Origin of the sequence: Lysinibacillus sp. NPDC097162, assembly GCF_044762185.1 — a bacterium.
GTDB lineage: Bacteria > Bacillota > Bacilli > Bacillales_A > Planococcaceae > Lysinibacillus.
The window spans coordinates 138,577-155,975 of sequence record NZ_JBIWDT010000003.1; the positions used below are offsets into that span (position 1 = coordinate 138,577).

At 38.4% G+C, this 17,399-nt stretch carries 25 protein-coding genes; 24 read left to right on the forward strand and 1 reads right to left on the reverse strand.

What is annotated here, in order from left to right:
• The first annotated feature begins 1 nt into the window (after position 1).
• Entirely contained in the window at positions 2–421 is a 420-nt protein-coding gene (locus ACIQXW_RS15265) for a hypothetical protein (RefSeq protein WP_228134379.1), read from the forward strand.
• Between the two features lie 18 nt (positions 422–439).
• On the opposite strand, the gene ACIQXW_RS15270 is transcribed toward ACIQXW_RS15265, so the two are convergent.
• Positions 440–700, reverse strand: coding sequence for a DUF7669 domain-containing protein (locus ACIQXW_RS15270; protein ID WP_402763463.1), 261 nt, complete (start codon positions 698–700; stop codon positions 440–442).
• Positions 701–1,304: 604 nt separating this feature from the next.
• On the opposite strand from ACIQXW_RS15270, the gene ACIQXW_RS15275 reads away from it, so the two are divergent.
• From ACIQXW_RS15275 to ACIQXW_RS15385, 23 genes are all read left to right on the forward strand, one after another.
• Positions 1,305–1,508, forward strand: a complete 204-nt coding sequence (locus ACIQXW_RS15275; protein WP_402763466.1) for an Acb2/Tad1 domain-containing protein — start codon at positions 1,305–1,307, stop codon at positions 1,506–1,508.
• Between the two features lie 153 nt (positions 1,509–1,661).
• On the forward strand, positions 1,662–2,420 hold the full coding sequence (locus ACIQXW_RS15280) for a hypothetical protein (RefSeq protein ID WP_402763469.1): 759 nt from the start codon (positions 1,662–1,664) through the stop codon (positions 2,418–2,420).
• A 52-nt stretch (positions 2,421–2,472) separates the two neighbouring features.
• Positions 2,473–2,967: a terminase small subunit gene (locus ACIQXW_RS15285; RefSeq protein ID WP_402763472.1), complete on the forward strand. Its 495-nt coding sequence runs from the start codon at positions 2,473–2,475 to the stop codon at positions 2,965–2,967.
• Positions 2,939–4,399, forward strand: coding sequence for a phage terminase large subunit (gene terL, locus ACIQXW_RS15290; RefSeq protein WP_402763475.1), 1,461 nt, complete (start codon positions 2,939–2,941; stop codon positions 4,397–4,399). Before ACIQXW_RS15285 ends, terL begins: the two co-directional genes overlap by 29 nt.
• Positions 4,400–4,407: 8 nt before the next feature.
• Positions 4,408–5,742 carry an anti-CBASS protein Acb1 family protein gene (locus tag ACIQXW_RS15295; RefSeq protein ID WP_402763478.1) on the forward strand — a complete coding sequence of 445 codons (1,335 nt, stop codon included), beginning with the start codon at positions 4,408–4,410 and terminating at the stop codon, positions 5,740–5,742.
• A complete protein-coding gene (locus ACIQXW_RS15300) occupies positions 5,735–6,520 on the forward strand; it encodes a minor capsid protein (protein ID WP_402763481.1) in 786 nt (261 codons plus the stop codon). The genes ACIQXW_RS15295 and ACIQXW_RS15300 overlap by 8 nt, the downstream gene beginning before the upstream one ends.
• A gap of 18 nt (positions 6,521–6,538) precedes the next feature.
• Positions 6,539–6,814: a hypothetical protein gene (locus ACIQXW_RS15305; protein WP_402763484.1), complete on the forward strand. Its 276-nt coding sequence runs from the start codon at positions 6,539–6,541 to the stop codon at positions 6,812–6,814.
• 29 nt (positions 6,815–6,843) lie between these two features.
• A complete protein-coding gene (locus tag ACIQXW_RS15310) occupies positions 6,844–7,920 on the forward strand; it encodes a DUF2213 domain-containing protein (protein ID WP_402763487.1) in 1,077 nt (358 codons plus the stop codon).
• 12 nt (positions 7,921–7,932) lie between these two features.
• Positions 7,933–8,385, forward strand: a complete 453-nt coding sequence (locus ACIQXW_RS15315; RefSeq protein WP_402763489.1) for a structural cement protein Gp24 — start codon at positions 7,933–7,935, stop codon at positions 8,383–8,385.
• A gap of 14 nt (positions 8,386–8,399) precedes the next feature.
• Entirely contained in the window at positions 8,400–9,281 is an 882-nt protein-coding gene (locus tag ACIQXW_RS15320; RefSeq protein ID WP_402763492.1) for a DUF2184 domain-containing protein, read from the forward strand.
• A 12-nt stretch (positions 9,282–9,293) separates the two neighbouring features.
• On the forward strand, positions 9,294–9,605 hold the full coding sequence (locus ACIQXW_RS15325) for a hypothetical protein (protein ID WP_402763495.1): 312 nt from the start codon (positions 9,294–9,296) through the stop codon (positions 9,603–9,605).
• A gap of 11 nt (positions 9,606–9,616) precedes the next feature.
• Positions 9,617–9,976 carry a DUF4054 domain-containing protein gene (locus ACIQXW_RS15330; RefSeq protein WP_402763498.1) on the forward strand — a complete coding sequence of 120 codons (360 nt, stop codon included), beginning with the start codon at positions 9,617–9,619 and terminating at the stop codon, positions 9,974–9,976.
• A complete protein-coding gene (locus tag ACIQXW_RS15335; RefSeq protein WP_402763501.1) occupies positions 9,976–10,440 on the forward strand; it encodes a phage virion morphogenesis protein in 465 nt (154 codons plus the stop codon). The genes ACIQXW_RS15330 and ACIQXW_RS15335 overlap by 1 nt, the downstream gene beginning before the upstream one ends.
• The gene (locus ACIQXW_RS15340) at positions 10,440–10,781 is read left to right on the forward strand and encodes a hypothetical protein (protein WP_402763504.1); all 342 of its coding nucleotides are present in this window, start codon (positions 10,440–10,442) and stop codon (positions 10,779–10,781) included. The genes ACIQXW_RS15335 and ACIQXW_RS15340 overlap by 1 nt, the downstream gene beginning before the upstream one ends.
• Entirely contained in the window at positions 10,778–11,260 is a 483-nt protein-coding gene (locus ACIQXW_RS15345; protein WP_402763507.1) for a phage neck terminator protein, read from the forward strand. The genes ACIQXW_RS15340 and ACIQXW_RS15345 overlap by 4 nt, the downstream gene beginning before the upstream one ends.
• A 4-nt stretch (positions 11,261–11,264) precedes the next feature.
• Positions 11,265–12,287 (forward strand): DUF3383 family protein, encoded by a 1,023-nt coding sequence (locus tag ACIQXW_RS15350; protein WP_402763510.1) that lies wholly within the window; start codon positions 11,265–11,267, stop codon positions 12,285–12,287.
• Positions 12,288–12,299: 12 nt separating this feature from the next.
• The gene (locus tag ACIQXW_RS15355) at positions 12,300–12,692 is read left to right on the forward strand and encodes a phage structural protein (RefSeq protein ID WP_402763513.1); all 393 of its coding nucleotides are present in this window, start codon (positions 12,300–12,302) and stop codon (positions 12,690–12,692) included.
• A gap of 4 nt (positions 12,693–12,696) precedes the next feature.
• A complete protein-coding gene (locus tag ACIQXW_RS15360; protein WP_402763516.1) occupies positions 12,697–12,963 on the forward strand; it encodes a hypothetical protein in 267 nt (88 codons plus the stop codon).
• 183 nt (positions 12,964–13,146) lie between these two features.
• Complete coding sequence (locus ACIQXW_RS15365; protein WP_402763519.1) at positions 13,147–15,180, forward strand: phage tail tape measure protein; 2,034 nt, start codon at positions 13,147–13,149, stop codon at positions 15,178–15,180.
• 12 nt (positions 15,181–15,192) lie between these two features.
• Positions 15,193–15,708, forward strand: a complete 516-nt coding sequence (locus ACIQXW_RS15370) for a phage baseplate protein (RefSeq protein ID WP_402763522.1) — start codon at positions 15,193–15,195, stop codon at positions 15,706–15,708.
• A complete protein-coding gene (locus ACIQXW_RS15375; protein ID WP_402763524.1) occupies positions 15,705–16,031 on the forward strand; it encodes a phage baseplate plug family protein in 327 nt (108 codons plus the stop codon). The genes ACIQXW_RS15370 and ACIQXW_RS15375 overlap by 4 nt, the downstream gene beginning before the upstream one ends.
• Positions 16,024–16,860 (forward strand): phage protein, encoded by an 837-nt coding sequence (locus tag ACIQXW_RS15380; RefSeq protein WP_402763526.1) that lies wholly within the window; start codon positions 16,024–16,026, stop codon positions 16,858–16,860. The genes ACIQXW_RS15375 and ACIQXW_RS15380 overlap by 8 nt, the downstream gene beginning before the upstream one ends.
• The gene (locus tag ACIQXW_RS15385) at positions 16,857–17,396 is read left to right on the forward strand and encodes a Gp138 family membrane-puncturing spike protein (RefSeq protein ID WP_402763528.1); all 540 of its coding nucleotides are present in this window, start codon (positions 16,857–16,859) and stop codon (positions 17,394–17,396) included. Before ACIQXW_RS15380 ends, ACIQXW_RS15385 begins: the two co-directional genes overlap by 4 nt.
• The last annotated feature ends 3 nt before the right edge of the window (positions 17,397–17,399 follow it).

Genomic DNA, 17,399 nt, shown 5'->3' on the forward strand with positions numbered 1-17,399 from the left:
TATGTTAAAAGAGAGAACAGAATTAAATCGCTACCAACTAGACAAGGCAATCAAGAAGTACCACGACAACATGTGTAAATACATGAGAATGAAGGATGAGCTTGATTCATTAACTGCTGCTGCATCTACAGCCCAATACGGAATTGAAGCAACAATGCCAAAAGCAGTTGGTGGCACAAGTGATCCAGTACATGCACATGTACAAATTAGAGCAGCGCGCGAAGTACGAATTAACAAGATTAAAGACGAACTACTTATGGTTCAAAATTTAACAAGCAAGGTAGCTGGCGACATAGAGCAAGAAGTTCTTTATTGGTTGCTAGAGGGCATGCCTTTCCGTTGGATTGGTGCAAAGTTAAATATGAGCCATACAAGCGTGCAACGAGTGCGAGAACGAGTTATTGATCTGATGATGAAGTGACCTTCGGGTTGCTTCATATCATCTAATAATCAACGAGTACAAGCCACTTTCAAGTCTAATTAAATCATCATAGTTAGTTGCATGATAACGTTTTCGAGCATTAGCGCAACATCTATACCTAATATGGTTTCCTATAGTACCTTTTTTAAATCCTGTACCTTGTACGTTCATAAAATTCACAACTTCCTTGATGGAGAATTCATTCTTCGCTTTAGAGGATATTAAATTACGAACAGCACTTAAAAGTTCATCTCTACAAGTTTTCTTTTCAGTTAGCATTTTCATCACCTCGTAATGTATTTGTGATTAATCTAACAGATTATTAAGGAATGCGTAAGTAATTGAAGAGGTGTGATTTGTGTGGTGTGATTAGAAGTATAGGTGTTACAGATGTTACAAATGTGCCAAGTGTTACAAATGTTCCAGATGTTCCAAACGTATCATTTTCGGTAAGTTCCGATGTAAACTAAAGGGGAGGTCGGACAGGTAAATGTTTCTTCTCTTGGTATTTATGAAAACCTAAATATTAGGGAAAGACAGACCGACGACCGACCAGCGCCTCATGAATTTGTTCGAGGCACGACATACATGGCCGGCCCATATTTTTTAAGAGATTAGGTATCTTAATTAATATAAAGGGCTAAAAATCGGAATAAGGAGTGGTTATCATGTGAACTTCGTCCACTTTCCATTTTAATCAGTCAAACTTACTAAACGTGCACGGAAATGCACGAACACAATACGATTACAATAATAACGTGGTGCAGCTCTACCACGGTTCTAGAAGTGAGCTAACTCGACAGTTTTATCACAATAGAATAATAGACGAATGCAAAACCCCTTGAGCGGATTCGAGGGGTTTTTATTATGGAGGGAGATTATTATGGATCCAAAACTCGAAAACAACTTTATGTACCACGCTCCGAAAGAAGGGCAACCAGAAAAGTACGAGGTAATTCGTGAAAAAGCGAAAGAGCTTGCTTACTCGATTGAAGAAATGTGTCCGAACAGCCGTGAAAAATCAGTTGCTATGACTAATCTTGAAACTTCTGTTATGTGGGCTAATGCCTCAATTGCACGTAATTAAGAGCCCTACAAGGGCTTTTCTTTTGCTTTGAAAACTGCATCAAACAGCCAAAACGCTTTGTGTCGAGAGGGTAGAGTTTGGTGTGGTTTTGAGAGCAAAAAGTTATGACATATATTTCTTTTCCTGGTTTATGATTAAAGGAGAGGTGATTATATGTTATTAACCGAAAGATTAGATGAAAAGCGTACTTATTTTTTTGTGAAATTTATGCCTAAAGAGTTTGTTGATAGATTTAGAAAAGGTTTTATACACATGAAGAATCTAAAAGCGTATGTGGATATGGAAAAAGAATCAAGGGAAAAAGGGATTGGCGATAAGCATGAGGCATCCTTAGTGATAAGTAACACAAAATTAGACTTCTTCGATGAAGAAACAAATGAATTAGTATTTACGTTAGATACAGATAAATTGAGTTTGAGTAATAACCAAGACTTAATGCATCCGGTATTTTGCTCGTATATTATTGATTCAGACAGTTTGGAAATCTTTGAAGAAACAGAGGATGAAGTTCGTGTGAAAATTCGAGCAAGGGAAGATGAGCTTGAAAGAATTTTAAAAGATTTCGGATTAACCGCCGTATTGATTGAGGCCCATAGCTTTTTAGAAAGATTTACTGTGGCTTGCAAGGAACAGGAACTTGTAGCAAATGCGTCTAAGGTTAGCTACTATGATTATTCTGTAAATCAAAAAGAAAGAATGGATATTTTTCTTGATAAAAATTCGACAAAAAGAGTTTTCGTGAAAAGTGATTACTTTAAGCATCAGAATGAACATAGATTTGTATTGTTAAACAAACAAATAGAAGAACCGATGGACTTGTTTATCGGGGATATTTCTGATATAACTCACGTGCTAGATACAAGAAAATTATTCGCAAATACTTATATTAAATTCGGGAAAAATACCAAATAAGGTGTTTTTCTTTTTTATTTCAATAAGCAACTAGCATAATGGGGTGATGCCATTGATTGAACATAAATTAACAGTAAAGCAACAAGCGTTTGCTGATTTCTATATAGAGCTAGGAAATGCCACAGATGCATATCTGAAGGCGTATCCGAATGTTAAGAAGGAAGCGACAGCGAGAGCAGCAGGAAGTCGAATGTTAACAAATGTTAGCGTGAAATCTTATATAGACAATCGCATGGCGGAATTAAAAACAGAGCGAGTAGCAGATCAACAAGAAATATTAGAATTGCTAACGGCTATTGCAAGGGGCGAGACAACTTCGGCAACTTTACGTGGTATTGGTGAAGGTGCTCAAACAATAGATGAAGATATGCCTCCTACTACTGCCGAACGTATTAAAGCTGCTGAATTACTTGGCAAACGTTACTGTATGTGGACCGACAAACAACAGGTTGATGTCAATGGTTCCGTTACTACTAAAGTAGATTTCAGCGGATTAACCACAGAGGAGTTGAGAGCAATTGCCAACTCTAAGCAAAGAGAAGATTGATGCCTTAGCTATAGAAGCTAGAAAAGAGCTTGCTCGTCGCTCTTATCATGATTATGTGGAATATGTACATCATGGTCATTATCAGCATTATCCTCACACAAAAATCGTTTGTGATGAATTACAGAGAATAGCTGATGGGAAGCAAAAGTTTATTCTAATCGAAATGCCACCTCGTCATGGCAAGTCAATGACAGTAACTGAATCTTTCCCAAGCTACTATATCGGTCGAAACCCAGATAAACGCGTTATTACTGCTGCATATTCCGATGGATTAGCTACTAAATTCGGGCGGATGAATCGTAATAAGTTCAATGAATTTGCTCCAGAATTGTTTGACATTAAATTATCCGAAGCGAATGCAGCTAATAAAGATTGGGGCGTATCCGAACGACGCGGCGGAATGATTAGTACAGGTATTGGAGGTTCTATCACAGGTCAAGGTGCTGACTTAATGATAATTGATGACCCCATCAAAAACATGAAGGAAGCAAGTTCGCAGTTAATCAGAGACAACATATGGGATGAATGGGAAGCGACACTTTCTACACGTTTACATGATGGAGCATCGGTTATTGTAATTATGACGCGCTGGCATGAAGATGATTTAATCGGTCGTTTGCTTGCACGTAGCCCTCGTAATTGGGTTCGGTTACGTTTGCCAGCAATCGCAGAAGATGAAGATGATTTGCTAGGACGTGCTCCTGGCGAACCATTATGTCGGGAACTAGGTTTTGATGAGCAATGGGCTGCGGATAAAAAAGCAGAGGTTGGTAGTCGTACATGGAATGCTTTATACCAACAAAGACCTTCACCAGCAGGCGGTTCCATCTTTAAACGTGAATGGATTCGTTATTACGTTCGTACAGAGGAACAAAAGCGAGAATGGGGCTTAAGTGATGATGTAGCAGTATTGCCAGTTCATTTCGATAAGATGGCACAATCATGGGATTGTACTTTCAAAGGTACTGATACAAGCGACTTTGTAGCTGGTGGCGTTTGGGCAAGGAAGAAAGCTCAATACTTCTTACTGGATATTGACCACAGGCGCATGGGCTTTGCTGATACGATGAAAGCTATTCGCGCAATGTCTGACAAGTGGCCTAATGCACGAAGTAAATATATTGAGGATAAAGCAAACGGTTCAGCTATTATCGAAATGCTAAAAGATGAGATTAGTGGAATCGTACCAGTTGATCCTGAAGGTGGCAAGGAGGCACGCGCAAATGCGGTGTCTCCTTTATTTGAGGCTGGGAATGTTTATCTACCTCATCCAAATATGTATTCTTGGGTTGAGGACTTAGAAGAGGAACTTGTTTCCTTCCCTAACGCTGCACATGATGACTTAGTGGATATGACAACACAAGCATTGAATCAGCTTTATACAAATAACGCTAATCCTTTAGATCGTTATCAAAGGTTATTAGGAAGGTAGGTGAGAATATGAAATCACTAGACAGAGCAAAGGCAATGCGCAATGACTTCATGCAAGGTAATGGTAAAGGAAACTCTAAAGATAAGCTAACCCGACAGGTTGCTGGCGTTGGTCGCAAGCTAACGCATGATGAAATAACAAACTTATATGGTGATAGCCGTATTGTGCAAAACATCATTGATATACCAGCGGAGGACATGACACGTAACTGGTTTACGCTCCGCATGAAAGATGAACAATTAGCGCGAAACATCATGAGTAAATTAGCAGATTTAAAAGCGAAGAAAGCATTTAAAGAAATGTTTACCTATGACCGTCTCCGTGGAGATGGTTTTATTTCGTTAGGGGTAACACAAGGTACTGATTTCAAGTTAAGTGATGAACTCCCTTTAGATACGTTATATAAAGTGGATTACCTGCATGCATTCAGTTCAATGAAGGTTAACGAGTTTCTTATCAACGAAGATGTATTTGATATTAAATACGGCCAGTTAGAGCAATTACGAATTAATCGCGCATCTAGTCATGGTACTCAGACTCAGATATCAGAAGAGTCCGTTCATATCTCTCGTTTGCTCCACAGCCAAACAAGGCGCATGGAAGGGGAAGCGCAAGGGCGGTCACTCTTAGAGCCGTTATATGACATTCTGACGGTTTTTGACACGTCTGTATGGTCAGTTGGTCAAATACTTCACGATTTTACTTTTAAAGTCTACAAATCGAAGGATATTGATAATCTATCAGACAAAGATAAACAACAACTGTCCATGATTATGGATTATATGTTTAGAACCGAAGCACTTGCCATGATTTCTAATGATGAGGAACTGAAAAAGGAAACAACGTCAATCGGTGGTATCAACTATCTGCTGGATTTTGTTTGGGATCTATTAGCTGGTGCTGCACGTATGCCGAAAACGGTAATTAAAGGTCAAGAATCAGGTACTATAGCAGGCGCGCAGTATGATGTGATGAACTATTATTCTCGCATTGTAGCCGACCAAGAGAACGAAATGAAGCCTCATTTAGAAAAGCTTATTCGTATGTTGTTAATGGCTGAAAAAGAGCTAGGAGGTCGTATTGACCCCGAATCATTGGAATGGGAGATTCAATTCAATCCTTTATGGAACGTGGATGCCAAAACAGATGCAGAAATACGTAAGTTAGTTGCTGAAACAGATCAAATTTATTTACTCAATAATATTGTTACAGAGGATGAACTACGTGAAGCACGTTTTGGTCAGTTTGGATTGTCTGACACACTTAAATTTAGCGGTGATGAAGCATACTTGAAAGAATTAGCCGAAAAAGTGTATAAAGGTAGGCTTGGTGAGAATGGCTAAGAAAGTACTTATTACACGGTTTCCAGACGCTGCAACAGTCAGTTATAGTCGGGCTATCGAAAAGATGATTAATTCGCTTGGCGCAGAAACAATAAAGCTATTTGATAAGCACGTTGCACCTCAATTAACAACGAGGCAAGACGCTGATTATATAGAGGATGGCATTTTTGATGGCATTAAGAAGATGTTACATGCGGTGAAAAGTAAGGTGAATATGATTTTTACCACTATAAAAAGTGAGCGTGCTGCATCTTCATTCGTAAACAACATCAACCGTTTCAACCGACACAACATTGAGCAGCAAATGAAGGTGAAGGGAATTACTCTAGTAGCCAATGAACCATGGTTAAAGGATTTCCTACACTCGAAGGTGAATGACAATGTTGGTTATATCAAAACAATCCACGAGGACTATTTTGAGCGCATTGAGAACATCGTTAATGACGGTGTAAAGAATGGAACATCCATTAAACAAATACGTGAGCAGCTCATGGATGAAGTCGATATTTCTAGAAACAAGGCACAGTTTATTGCAGTTGACCAAGCTGGTTCTATCTTAGGACAAATGACTGCTCAACGTCATCAAAATATAGGGATTGAAAAATTCACTTGGTATGATGCCGCTGATGAACGTGTACGTGATTCACATAGAAGGCTTAGCGGAAAGGTATTTTCTTATGATGACCCACCGACTGTAAATGGTCGTGTCGTTTTGCCTGGTGAGGATTATCGCTGTAGGTGTGTAGCAATTCCTGTTTTTGATGATGATGAAGAGTAAAAGAAACGAGGGAAAGAAATGAAAATACAAAATGATGCTAATCAGGAAGGTATTACGATTCTACCTTCTGAATTACAAGCTGGTCATGTTCGGTTTACTCAAACAACTTATGTAGGCGACCTTTCGAAAGACACTGTGATTGAAGGTAGTACAGATGATGTTTTAAGAGTTTTAGAAGCTGCTCAATCCAAAAACTTTACAACAGAAATTACTTTTAACATTGCCCCGAGTGTAAACGTCGAAGAAGTTGTTAATTCCATCAAGAGTGCACTAACGAATGTTGCAACTGAGTGACACAGGCGTATTAGGAAGGAGGTGAAACATTGAAACTACAACGCTACGACACAACTTATATAAAAGACTACAGAGAAACACCAGAAGGCTATTTAACGGTTACCGTACCGATTACTCGCCCTGGTGTTTTTCCGTATCAACGACAAGATGGAACGGTGCAAATGGAAGCAAAGTTACCAGAAGAAATCTTTAGTGACCGTACCATTTATTCTGCACGTTCTAAGCCGGTTACTGACGGCCATCCTAATGAACCAGTGACAATTGATAATTATCAAACCTATGCGAAAGGTATGAGTCATACAGATTCACGTGTAGAGGACTTCAAACTTTATATTTCACTTACCGTAACGGATAAAGCACTCATTGAAAAAATACATGAGGGATACAACGAAATAAGCATTGGTTTCTTATCAGATGTAGTTGCTGAAAGTGGGACATATAACGGCGATCAGTATGAGTACACACAACGTAATGTCGAAATTAATCACATTGCAATCGTAGAAAAAGGGCGAGCAGGTCCAGAAGTTGCTATTCGTGCTGATTCAGACGCATGGCAAATTGATGAAAAGGGAGGAAACACCAAAATGGTAAAAATCAAAATTGAGGGTACAGATTACGAGGTAGACCCAGCAGTAAAAGCACATATCGATGCTTTGAAAGCTCAAAAAGAAACAGCGAAGGTCAAAGGTGATAGCGCTGATGCATTGCAAGGGCGACTTGATGCTTTAGATTTAACAATCCAAGCAAAGGACCAAGAAATTGCTAGTCTAAAGGAAAAAGTGCTTTCTGCTGATGAATTAGATAAGCAGGTAGAAGTGCGTGTGAAGCTGATTGATGCATCTAAATCGCTGTTAGGTGATTCATTTGACTTCACTGGTAAAACAGATCGCGAAATTAAAGAGGCGGTTATCTCTACAACTAAACAGGATTTTAAAGGCGATGGTAAATCTGACGATTATATCAACGCCTTTTTTGATGCAACAGTTGAGCAAGTGCAGTCTAACGGCTTCTCAAGCACAGGGGCCAATAGTGCATACACAGGTGATGCTGGTGGAAACAAAGATTTAGATGAATTGAAAAATCAACGCTTAAACATGCGTAAATAAGGGGGAATTCATATGCCTATTACAAACTATCCAGATTACATGCAACCAGCAGGCAAAGCTGGTCAATTATCAAGCTACCAAGACTATACAGCGGACACATACGCTGTAGAAGCAAAGGTTCCATTTGGTGCACCAGTACAACTAAATACAACCGGAACAGCGATTAAGCCAATCACAACAGGCGGCACAGTTATCGGTATTGCTCTAGCGCAAAACATTCACGATTATGTAGAGAAAAAAGACGACCAGAACTATCCGGTTGGTGAACCTGCAGCAATCGTTAAACGAGGGCGTATCTTCGTAGTTGCTGGAGGCGATGTGATTAACGGCCAAGCTGTCAAAGTAGATCCTACGACACAAAAGTTCGTTGCATCCGGTGCTTCGGCAATCGATGTATCAAATGCTGTTTTCAAAAGTAATGCTACAGCAGACCAATTAGTAGAAATCGAAATTAACTTACCTTAAGGAGGTATTTTTATATGTCATTAATCCGTCCACAAGACTTAAACGCTATTGATAAACGTATTTACGAACCACACGCTTCGGAATTAAAAGCGCGTTCTATTTTTGCATTAAAAACCGATATTCCGGCAGGGGCGAAAACATATAGTTATGACGTTATGACACGCTCTGGCGCAGCTAAAATCTTAGCTCCTGGTGCAACTGATGTGCCTTTAGTAGATGCAGATTTAACAGAAGAAACAGTTAAAATTTATTCAATCGCTGCAGCATTCAATATATCCGTACAGGAAGTACGTGAGTCTCAAATGGCAAACCGCCCTATTGATGTCACTAAAGCTGATACAGTACGTAAAGCTATTGCTGAAAAGGAAAATCAAGTTGCCTTTTCTGGTGATAAAACTCACGGCATAAAAGGATTAACGGATGCAGTAGGTATTCAAATTTACGCAACACCAAACAATGAGGCTGGTTCTTCAACGAAATGGAAGGATAAGACTGGTAAAGAAATCGTTGCGGATATTCGTAAGGCAAAAAATATGATTAATAAATTAAATGGTCATGAAGCTGATACGTTACTATTAACGCCAGATTCAAACGAAGAACTTGAGAAAACATTTAATGAATTTACTCAGCAATCTGTGTTGGAATACATTAAATCTCAAAACTGGTTTAAACGCATCGAAACAGTAAACGATCTAGCTAAAAAAGGTTTGGCAAATTCAGAATGCTTTGTAGTGCTGGATTCTTCACCATCTGTATTAGAGCTAGGTATCCCAATGGATGTTACACGCCATCCACAAGAGTACGCTTTCCCAAATACAAAAGTGCCATTTGAGGAGCGTACAATAGGTTTAATTATCCGTTATCCAATGGCTATTTGCCGTGCGGACGGAATTTAAGGGGGGCTATCCATGTTAGTACAAAACAAAGGTAATCATTCATATACAGCCAATGGGTTAACACTTAACCCTGGTACAAATAAAGTGGACGAGAAGGACTTCGACCAATTTCTTACTCATCCACTGATGAAACACCTTAATGACAAAGGCGAATTTACCTATGAAGGTGAGAAAGCAAAGCCATCTGCGAAGGATGCTATTGCAATGATTGAAGATGCGTTTGATGTTGATATGCTAGAAGGCTTGAAAGCAGAAGAAAATCGTAAATCTGTACTGGATGCTATAGATAAACGAATCGAAGAGTTAACAAATCCCGAAAAATAGGAGGGATATACATGTTATTAACCTCATTAGAGCGTATTCGTATGTTAAGTGATGAATTTACTTTAATCGCTGATGAACGGCTTACTATGTACATTGAGGATGCTTCGCTCGAAGTGTCCTCTTTAAATGTTCCTGAGCTATACCAAGAGCGATTAACACGTTATTTAGCTGCTCATTTAGCTATTTTAAGCATTACTAAAGATCAAACGGTTATTCGTGAAAAAGTGGATGTTATTGAACGTCAATACAGTGATCCAAGTAAAAACATTGGGCTATTAGCTTCAAAATACGGCCAAGAATACCAACGTATTTTAGAAGAGCTAGAAGAACAAATAAAACCAAAGAAGTCTATTAATTTGGTGGTGTTGTAATGTCTAATGTTCGAATAAGTGGAACAAATCGAATACCACAGCTTATTAGTGCATTACGTGAACTAAGCGAATACGGAATTGAAGTAGGTCTTGTAGGTAGTGATGATTCTGAATACATCATGATTGCCAGTGTACACGAATTTGGCATTACAATTCGTAAAAAGAAAGGCTCAATTAATATTCCTGAACGTTCCTTTTTACGGTCAACGTTTGATGAGAAAAGTGGTAAATGGTTTGATTTCGTTAATAAGCAAATTCCGAAGCTGTTAAACGGTAGCATGAATGCTCGCACTATTTGCGAAAGACTTGGCGCTAAGATGGTTGGTGATGTTCAGAAGAAATTAACTGAATTAAGTGATCCGGCAAATGCTCCGTCTACGATTGCACAAAAAGGTTCAAGTAATCCTTTGATTGACACAGGTGGATTAAGAGCCCGCATTACTTATAAGGTGGTGAGAAAATAATGCCTGAAAAAATGCTGTTTAGCTCGGTTATCGAGTCTCAAGGTGTACCATTTATTGCTCATATTACAGGTGAAAGTGGCTATGAAGATGGGGAATGGGTTGAGGGAAAAGAAGAACCAAAAGGTATGACAGGTATTATTCTCCCGCTAAGTAGTGACGACTTAAAATATCTTGAAAACGGCAAGTACACCGAGAAAGAAAAGAAATTGTTAACAGTGGACCAGATACCTGAAGGAACCAAGGTAGAATACAAGGGCCAACTATTTACTGTTCAAGCATTCAAGGATTATTCAGATTACACCGATGTCAATATCTACTTGATGAGGTGGCGAGCTAAATGAATTTAGTTAAATCAATTCGAAAACAACTCGCAGCCGATACGGCTATTACGATTATTAGGGCAGACCAACTAGGTGATGTACCTAAGTTACCCTACGCTACATATAAGGTGATAAGTGACCGAAAAGGTGTAGGGCAAGAAGATGTTTCGCATGTTGATAACGTGGCTGAATTAGTGGAAGCACGAACGCAGGAACGAAATTCAACCTTATCATTTAACATATATGGAACTTCGCATGATAACGCCTATGAAGTAGCAACACAACTTCGTAAGTGGTTTGAGTGGCGAGGTTCTTTGTTTTTAGACGAGTTAAATGTTGCCGTAGCCAATCTAACTGATGTGACCAATCGTACAACATTTTTGTTAGAATCCTATGATGAAAAATGGGGTTTTGATGCAATTATTCGATACCAAGAAATTGATGAACACGAAATAGACTACTTCGACAAAGTGGAAGTAGAAATGAAATTAGGAAGGTGATTAAATGCGCTATGTTGACGTGCAAATTTCAAGGGAAACAAAGCCGATTTCAGAAAAGGGCTTTGGTTTACCTTTGTTACTAGCAACAAGTAAGGTACTAGATTACAAGGAATATACCGGCATTGAGGATGTAGCTGCTGATTTTGACGTAAGTACCAAAGAATATAAAATACTTTCTCGAATGTTTGGACAGTCTTTAAGGCCTGCTCAAATAGCTGTGTACGGAATTGTTTATAATTCAGCGTCTGATGATGTGGCAACACTTGCTACAAAGCTAAATGAATTAATTAAAACGCATAACGATTTTTATTATGTTGTCAGTCCTGAACAAGGTGATAAGGAAATTACAGCACTTGCAGAATGGACTAATACGCAGGATAAACTTTATGGAGTCACGACTGATAGTGTCGAACTAGCAGAAACACTAAAAGGTCAGTACGATAACACATTTATCCTTGTGCACGATCAACCAGATACGTATGTAGCAGAAGGTTTAATTGGAGCTTGCGCGCCAAAGAAAATCGGTGCTTATACCTGGACATTCAAAAATGTTCAAGGTGTACCTGCAGTAAAGTACGACAACACAACGATTAATCGTATTCATGATGCAAATGCATCGACTTATATCAACGAGGCAGGCCTGTTATTAAACTCTAAAGGGGTTGCAACTAGCGGGGAATACATTGATGTAATTCAATCAACACATTATCTAAAAGCTCGTTTGGCTGAAAGTGTATTCCGGTTGCTTGCGTTAAGAGATAAAGTGCCTGGTACTGATACTGGTATCGGTTTGGTTGTTGCTGAGGTGGAAGGTGTGTTGGCTTCTGTAGTAGAAAATACAACAACTGGTGAAGGTATTATTGCTCGTGACGATGCAGGCAATCCAATGTACACAATAACCTTCCCAAGAAGAAAAGATATCCCTAAAAATACATTAGCTCAACGTATTTTACCGGATATTCAATGGACTGCAACTATTGCAGGAGCATTCGAAAAAGTCCAGATTCGTGGCGTACTAACGGTTTAAGGAGGGGTTTAAATGGCTGAAACTTTTAATTTTAAAGATACAGTAGCGATTGTAGGCGGCATAATTCTCACTGGATTTATGGATGGTACTCCTATCGAGGCTGAGAAAAATGAAGATACATTTAGTCAACATGTTGGAGCTGATGGATCAGTTACTTATAACGAATCAGCAGACGAGACAGGAACATTTACATTTACATTGAAACAAGATTCCAGTGTAGTTCCTATGTTAGACGCTTTATTGAAATCTAAGGAATCTTTTAATGTTTCTCTTAATGATTCAAAACGCAAGAAACGTGTAAATGGTTTGGATTGTCGTTTTGCGAAAAACCCAAACTTTTCACGCGGAGCTGAAATTGAAGCTGTTGAATATACAATCTTAGCAGCACAATATAAGGAGGATTAATTAAATGGCATTTACAGCAAAAACAAAAGAATACACTTCGGAGGCTGGTAATCAATATACATTCCAAAACGTGCCGAACTCTAAGCAAGCTGAAATTATGGACAAGGGTACTGGTTTATATGGAAAAGTTCTAAATTCAAACATGATGCCTCTAATGTTAGAAAATGTTGTTGTTGTACCAAACGGATTAACTATGGATGAATTTGAAACTTGGGAGGAGTTAGAGGAGGTCACTAACGCTGCCTTTAACTTTCTTCGAACAGGAAAGTAATAAACTCAAAAATCTGTCAGGGGTGCAAAGCATCCCTTCTTTTTATGAAAAGGAAGCTAGTAAAAAGTGGTGGAAATACGTTATTGGTTTCCACTATAAAATTGATCCTCATTCTGTTGAGCAATGGGATAACGATACTATTTTAGAAACAGTCGCATCTTTAAAACTGCTAGGGGTGATTAAATGAGTAGTATGCGCGATATGTTCGTAGGCATCTATTTCAGAGATGAAGCAACGAGGGTTCTGCAAAACCTAGATAGACAAATGGATGCCGTAGAAGATGCAGTGACTGGTGTTGGTAGACGACTTGGTATTTCAGAAAGAAATATCAACCGATTTGGTAACGTGGGGTTAAGTGCTACTAGGGATGTAGAGCGTGGATTTGAAGATGCAGACGATGGCGCTAGAGAGTTTTATAACGGTGTTAACAAGGCGATCAATGGCGTTCATAGTTTGAAAAAAACTATGAAAAACATGGTCGGTATTGTTGCCGGAGTTTTTGCGGTAGATAAAATCAAAGAGTTTGGTTTAAGCGCAATCGAAACAGCGGCCAACTTTAAAGCTATGGATGCACAATTTGAACAGGTATTTAAAGGTATGGAGAGTGAATCGGCCAATAGTTTAAATGCTATTGCTGAAAAAACAGGGATGATACCAGAAAGATTGAAAGGTAGTTTTACAAAAATAGCTGCTTTCGCTAAAACGACTGGTGTTGATACTGCATCGGCATTGGGTTTAACTGAGCGGGCTACATTAGCTGCAGCAGATAGCGCAGCCTTTTATGATCGTTCGATTGAGGAAGTTGCGGAAAATTTACAATCGTTTTTAAAAGGTAACTACGAAAATGATGCAGCTCTAGGTATTTCAGCTACAGAGTTCACTCGAAATACAGCTGCTATGGCTAAATTCGGGAAAAAATTTAATGATTTAACGGAATACCAAAAGCAGGACACTTTAATGCAAATGGTTGAAGATGGGAATAAACTTACTGGTGCTTTAAATCAAGCTGCAAATGAGGCTGATGCATATGAAAACCAGATAGGTAATATGAAAATGGCATGGACCAAATTTAAAGCAAAAATTGGTGGTCCATTACTACAACCGTTTGTAGACTCAATGCAGTCAGCATCACAATGGATGGAAAATCTTGATACTGACAAATTAGTCAGTAAAATAGATCGGGTTGTAGGTTTTGTTGGAACAGTAAAAGAAACTATCATGTCCTTGGTGTACGACACTGGAGAAGTATCGGACTTGTGGCAAAACTTTGGTTTTCCTAAAGAAACAAGCGACCAAATCGCTTCTTTTGCAGATACCATGAAAAATACAGTTGTAGGTGGTATAGATATAGCAGTAACTGCTTTCAATGGTTTTAAGACTGGTGTGAGTTGGGTTATTGATAATAAGGAGTTAGTTATTGCTGGATTAGCAGGAATAGCTGGTGGATTTGCAGCTTTGAAAGCTATAACATTTGTGAAAACGGCACTGGATTTATATAAAAATAGCACTATTGTTTCTACAATCGCTACACAAGGTTTCAATGGAGCTTTAAAGGCAAATCCGATTGGTATGGTAGTAACTGCTGTTGGTTTACTCGTAGCTGGCGGTGTAGCGCTATACCGAAATTGGGATACAGTTAAAACTAAAGCTGTAGCATTATGGCAAGTGATAGATAACAACCCTATTCTCTCATTTTTATCGGGACCTATTGGTTTATTAATAAAAGCTGGAGTTACGATTTATAAAAACTGGGACAAGATAACCAATAACTTCAATAAATTTAAAAATGCAATAACTAATTTCAAAGTGCCAGAATGGGTATCATCCATTGGTAGTACTATTGGCAAGGCCGCAGGGGCAGTTGGCAATTTTATTAGCGGTTCCCATGCTACAGGACTTGAACGTGTACCATATGATGGCTATGTAGCTGAATTGCATAAAGATGAGTCGGTCTTAACGGCAAGTCAATCAAATACATTACGCCGCGCAGGTATTTTAAGCCAAGGTAGTTCTGGCACACCTGAATTGAATCTAGATAATAATTCGAGTTCGACATCGTCAATACCTCAACCATTAAGCAGTGGAAACAGTACCACTAATAATAGTGGCGGAAATCAATTTATCTTTCAAATATCGGGTAATAATCCAATCGATATTGCTAAGGAAGTGCGTGCAGTTATTAGCGATATCGTTGATACAGAAATGCAAACGATATAGGTGGTGATAGGAGTGCCATATATTAAAGATGTTTTAATCGACGTAATAACAAAGGTGTCAATGCCAGAAACGTCTACAACAACGGATCATGCGCTTGAAGATGGTGAACAGATTACGGACCATGTGATAAGCAATCCTATTACCATCTCTATTACAGGGATAATTCTTGATGAAACCGGGGAAAAGGTATTAAAGCTACGTGGGTACAGAGAAAAAGGTGAAATCATTGATTTTGATTATATGACATCTTTGAAACACGTTGTTATTATTGATTTTAGCCGTGATTATGAGGCAAAAATAAAAGATGGCTATGCTTTCACGATGACGCTTAAACAAATAAAGGTAGCAACTGTAGCGAAGTACGTAAGCGTTTCTGTTCCGGTTAAACAACAGACCAAAGCTGTCACCAAAAAAGGACGGCAACAAACGAAGAAAACTCAAACATCATCAACTAAGACAACAAAACAGAAATACAATCCACCAGCAAAAACTAAAGAAATCAGAAAAGGGGGCTCGATACCGATATGATGGATTTCGAAGAATATATTGATGTAAATAAGGACGAAATACCTTATTCAATGGAAATTGATTTAGGTGGGGAAGTATTTGAAATAGAATTCAATTACAATCGAGCTTACGATTTCTTTACAGTTGACCTTTTTAAAGAGGGCGAAGTACTTGTGATTGGTGAAAAACTAATATTAAACCGTCCGTTATTCCGGAATCGCGTTAATTTAGATTTACCAAAAGTAAATATTATACCGATAGACCGTGCAGGAGTTGCTGATAGAATTTCTTTCAACAACTTGAATGAAACGGTCTTTTTATATGTAGGTGAATTAATTGAGTAATTTATACATGCGTAAAACCACTTTTTTAGTTGGCGGTCGTGAAATTACAGATCCACTAACTATCAAATTTAGCGTACCTTTTGGGGATAACGAAAAGGTAGATACAATCGACATTCAGGTATACAACTTAAAAGATGAAACAATCAATGCCATTACTACTAATAAAGCAGCTATTTTAAGCGCTGGTTATATTGATGATAACGGTGTTATATTCAGTGGCACCCTAAAGAAAAAGGAAACAAAGTGGGAAGGTCTAGACAAAATTACGACATTTAAAAGCATAGATTGCACTTTAGACTATACCCAAGGCGTCATTAAAAGGACATACGGAAGGAATACACCTGCGTCTCTAATATTAAGGGAGCTTGCTCTTGATGCTGGACTTGCGATAGGAGATATTGATTTACCCGTTGATTTTATTTATCGTTCTGGTAAAGCGCTTAACGGAAAAATTAAGATTCAAATTGCTGAAATTGCAAAGGATTGTAAGGCGAAACAGTACATAAATAAAAATCGACTTTATGTACGGGATCGAGCCAAAGGGGATAAATTAGGACTAGATATATCAAAGGAAACAGGTCTAATAGATGAACCAGAGGAAATCGAAGAGGAAGTGAAGGATGAGAAAAAGTCCAAAACATCTGCTTCTAAGAAAAAGCTAAAAGGCTACAAAATAAAAATGCTATTAAATCATAAAATCACCACAGATGTCATTATTAAACTAACCTCAAGAAAGGTTAATGGGGTGTTCCGTGTATCAAAAGGTGAACACAAAGGGGATACATCAGGAACAGAGTATTACACAGAATGTGAGGTGGTGCCAGTATGACCAAAACATCAATAACACAATTCGTAAGCGAAAATATTCAAGAAAGTTTAGAGAATATCAACACATGTTTAATTTGCGAAATACTCGAAGTTGATATGAACTCATTGAAAGCTGATGTTCAACCATTAAATGATTCAGAAGCTACACCTATTTTAGATGTACCAATAGCATTTCATCAAACAGAGCAATTCATAATTCAAGTGCCATATAAAAAAGGTGATACCGTTTTAGTAGCATGTTCCCAAGCAGATATTGATCCATTGATGTTTGGCGGTGGCGATGCTGCGAGTCGAGCATTTAGTGCGAATGATGCGCTAATCATCGGAGGCATTAACTATTTCACTAAGCCTATACAAAATGAACATCCTGATGATTTAGTTATCGGTACAAAGGACTTTACTACAAAAATTGTTATTAATGAAGCTGGTGAAGTAAGTATAAAATCATCGAAATTTAAAGTGGAAGCCGATGACATCGAATTAATTGGTAAAACGATAACCGCTAACGGTGAGGATTTAACTGTAGATTTAGTGTAGGGG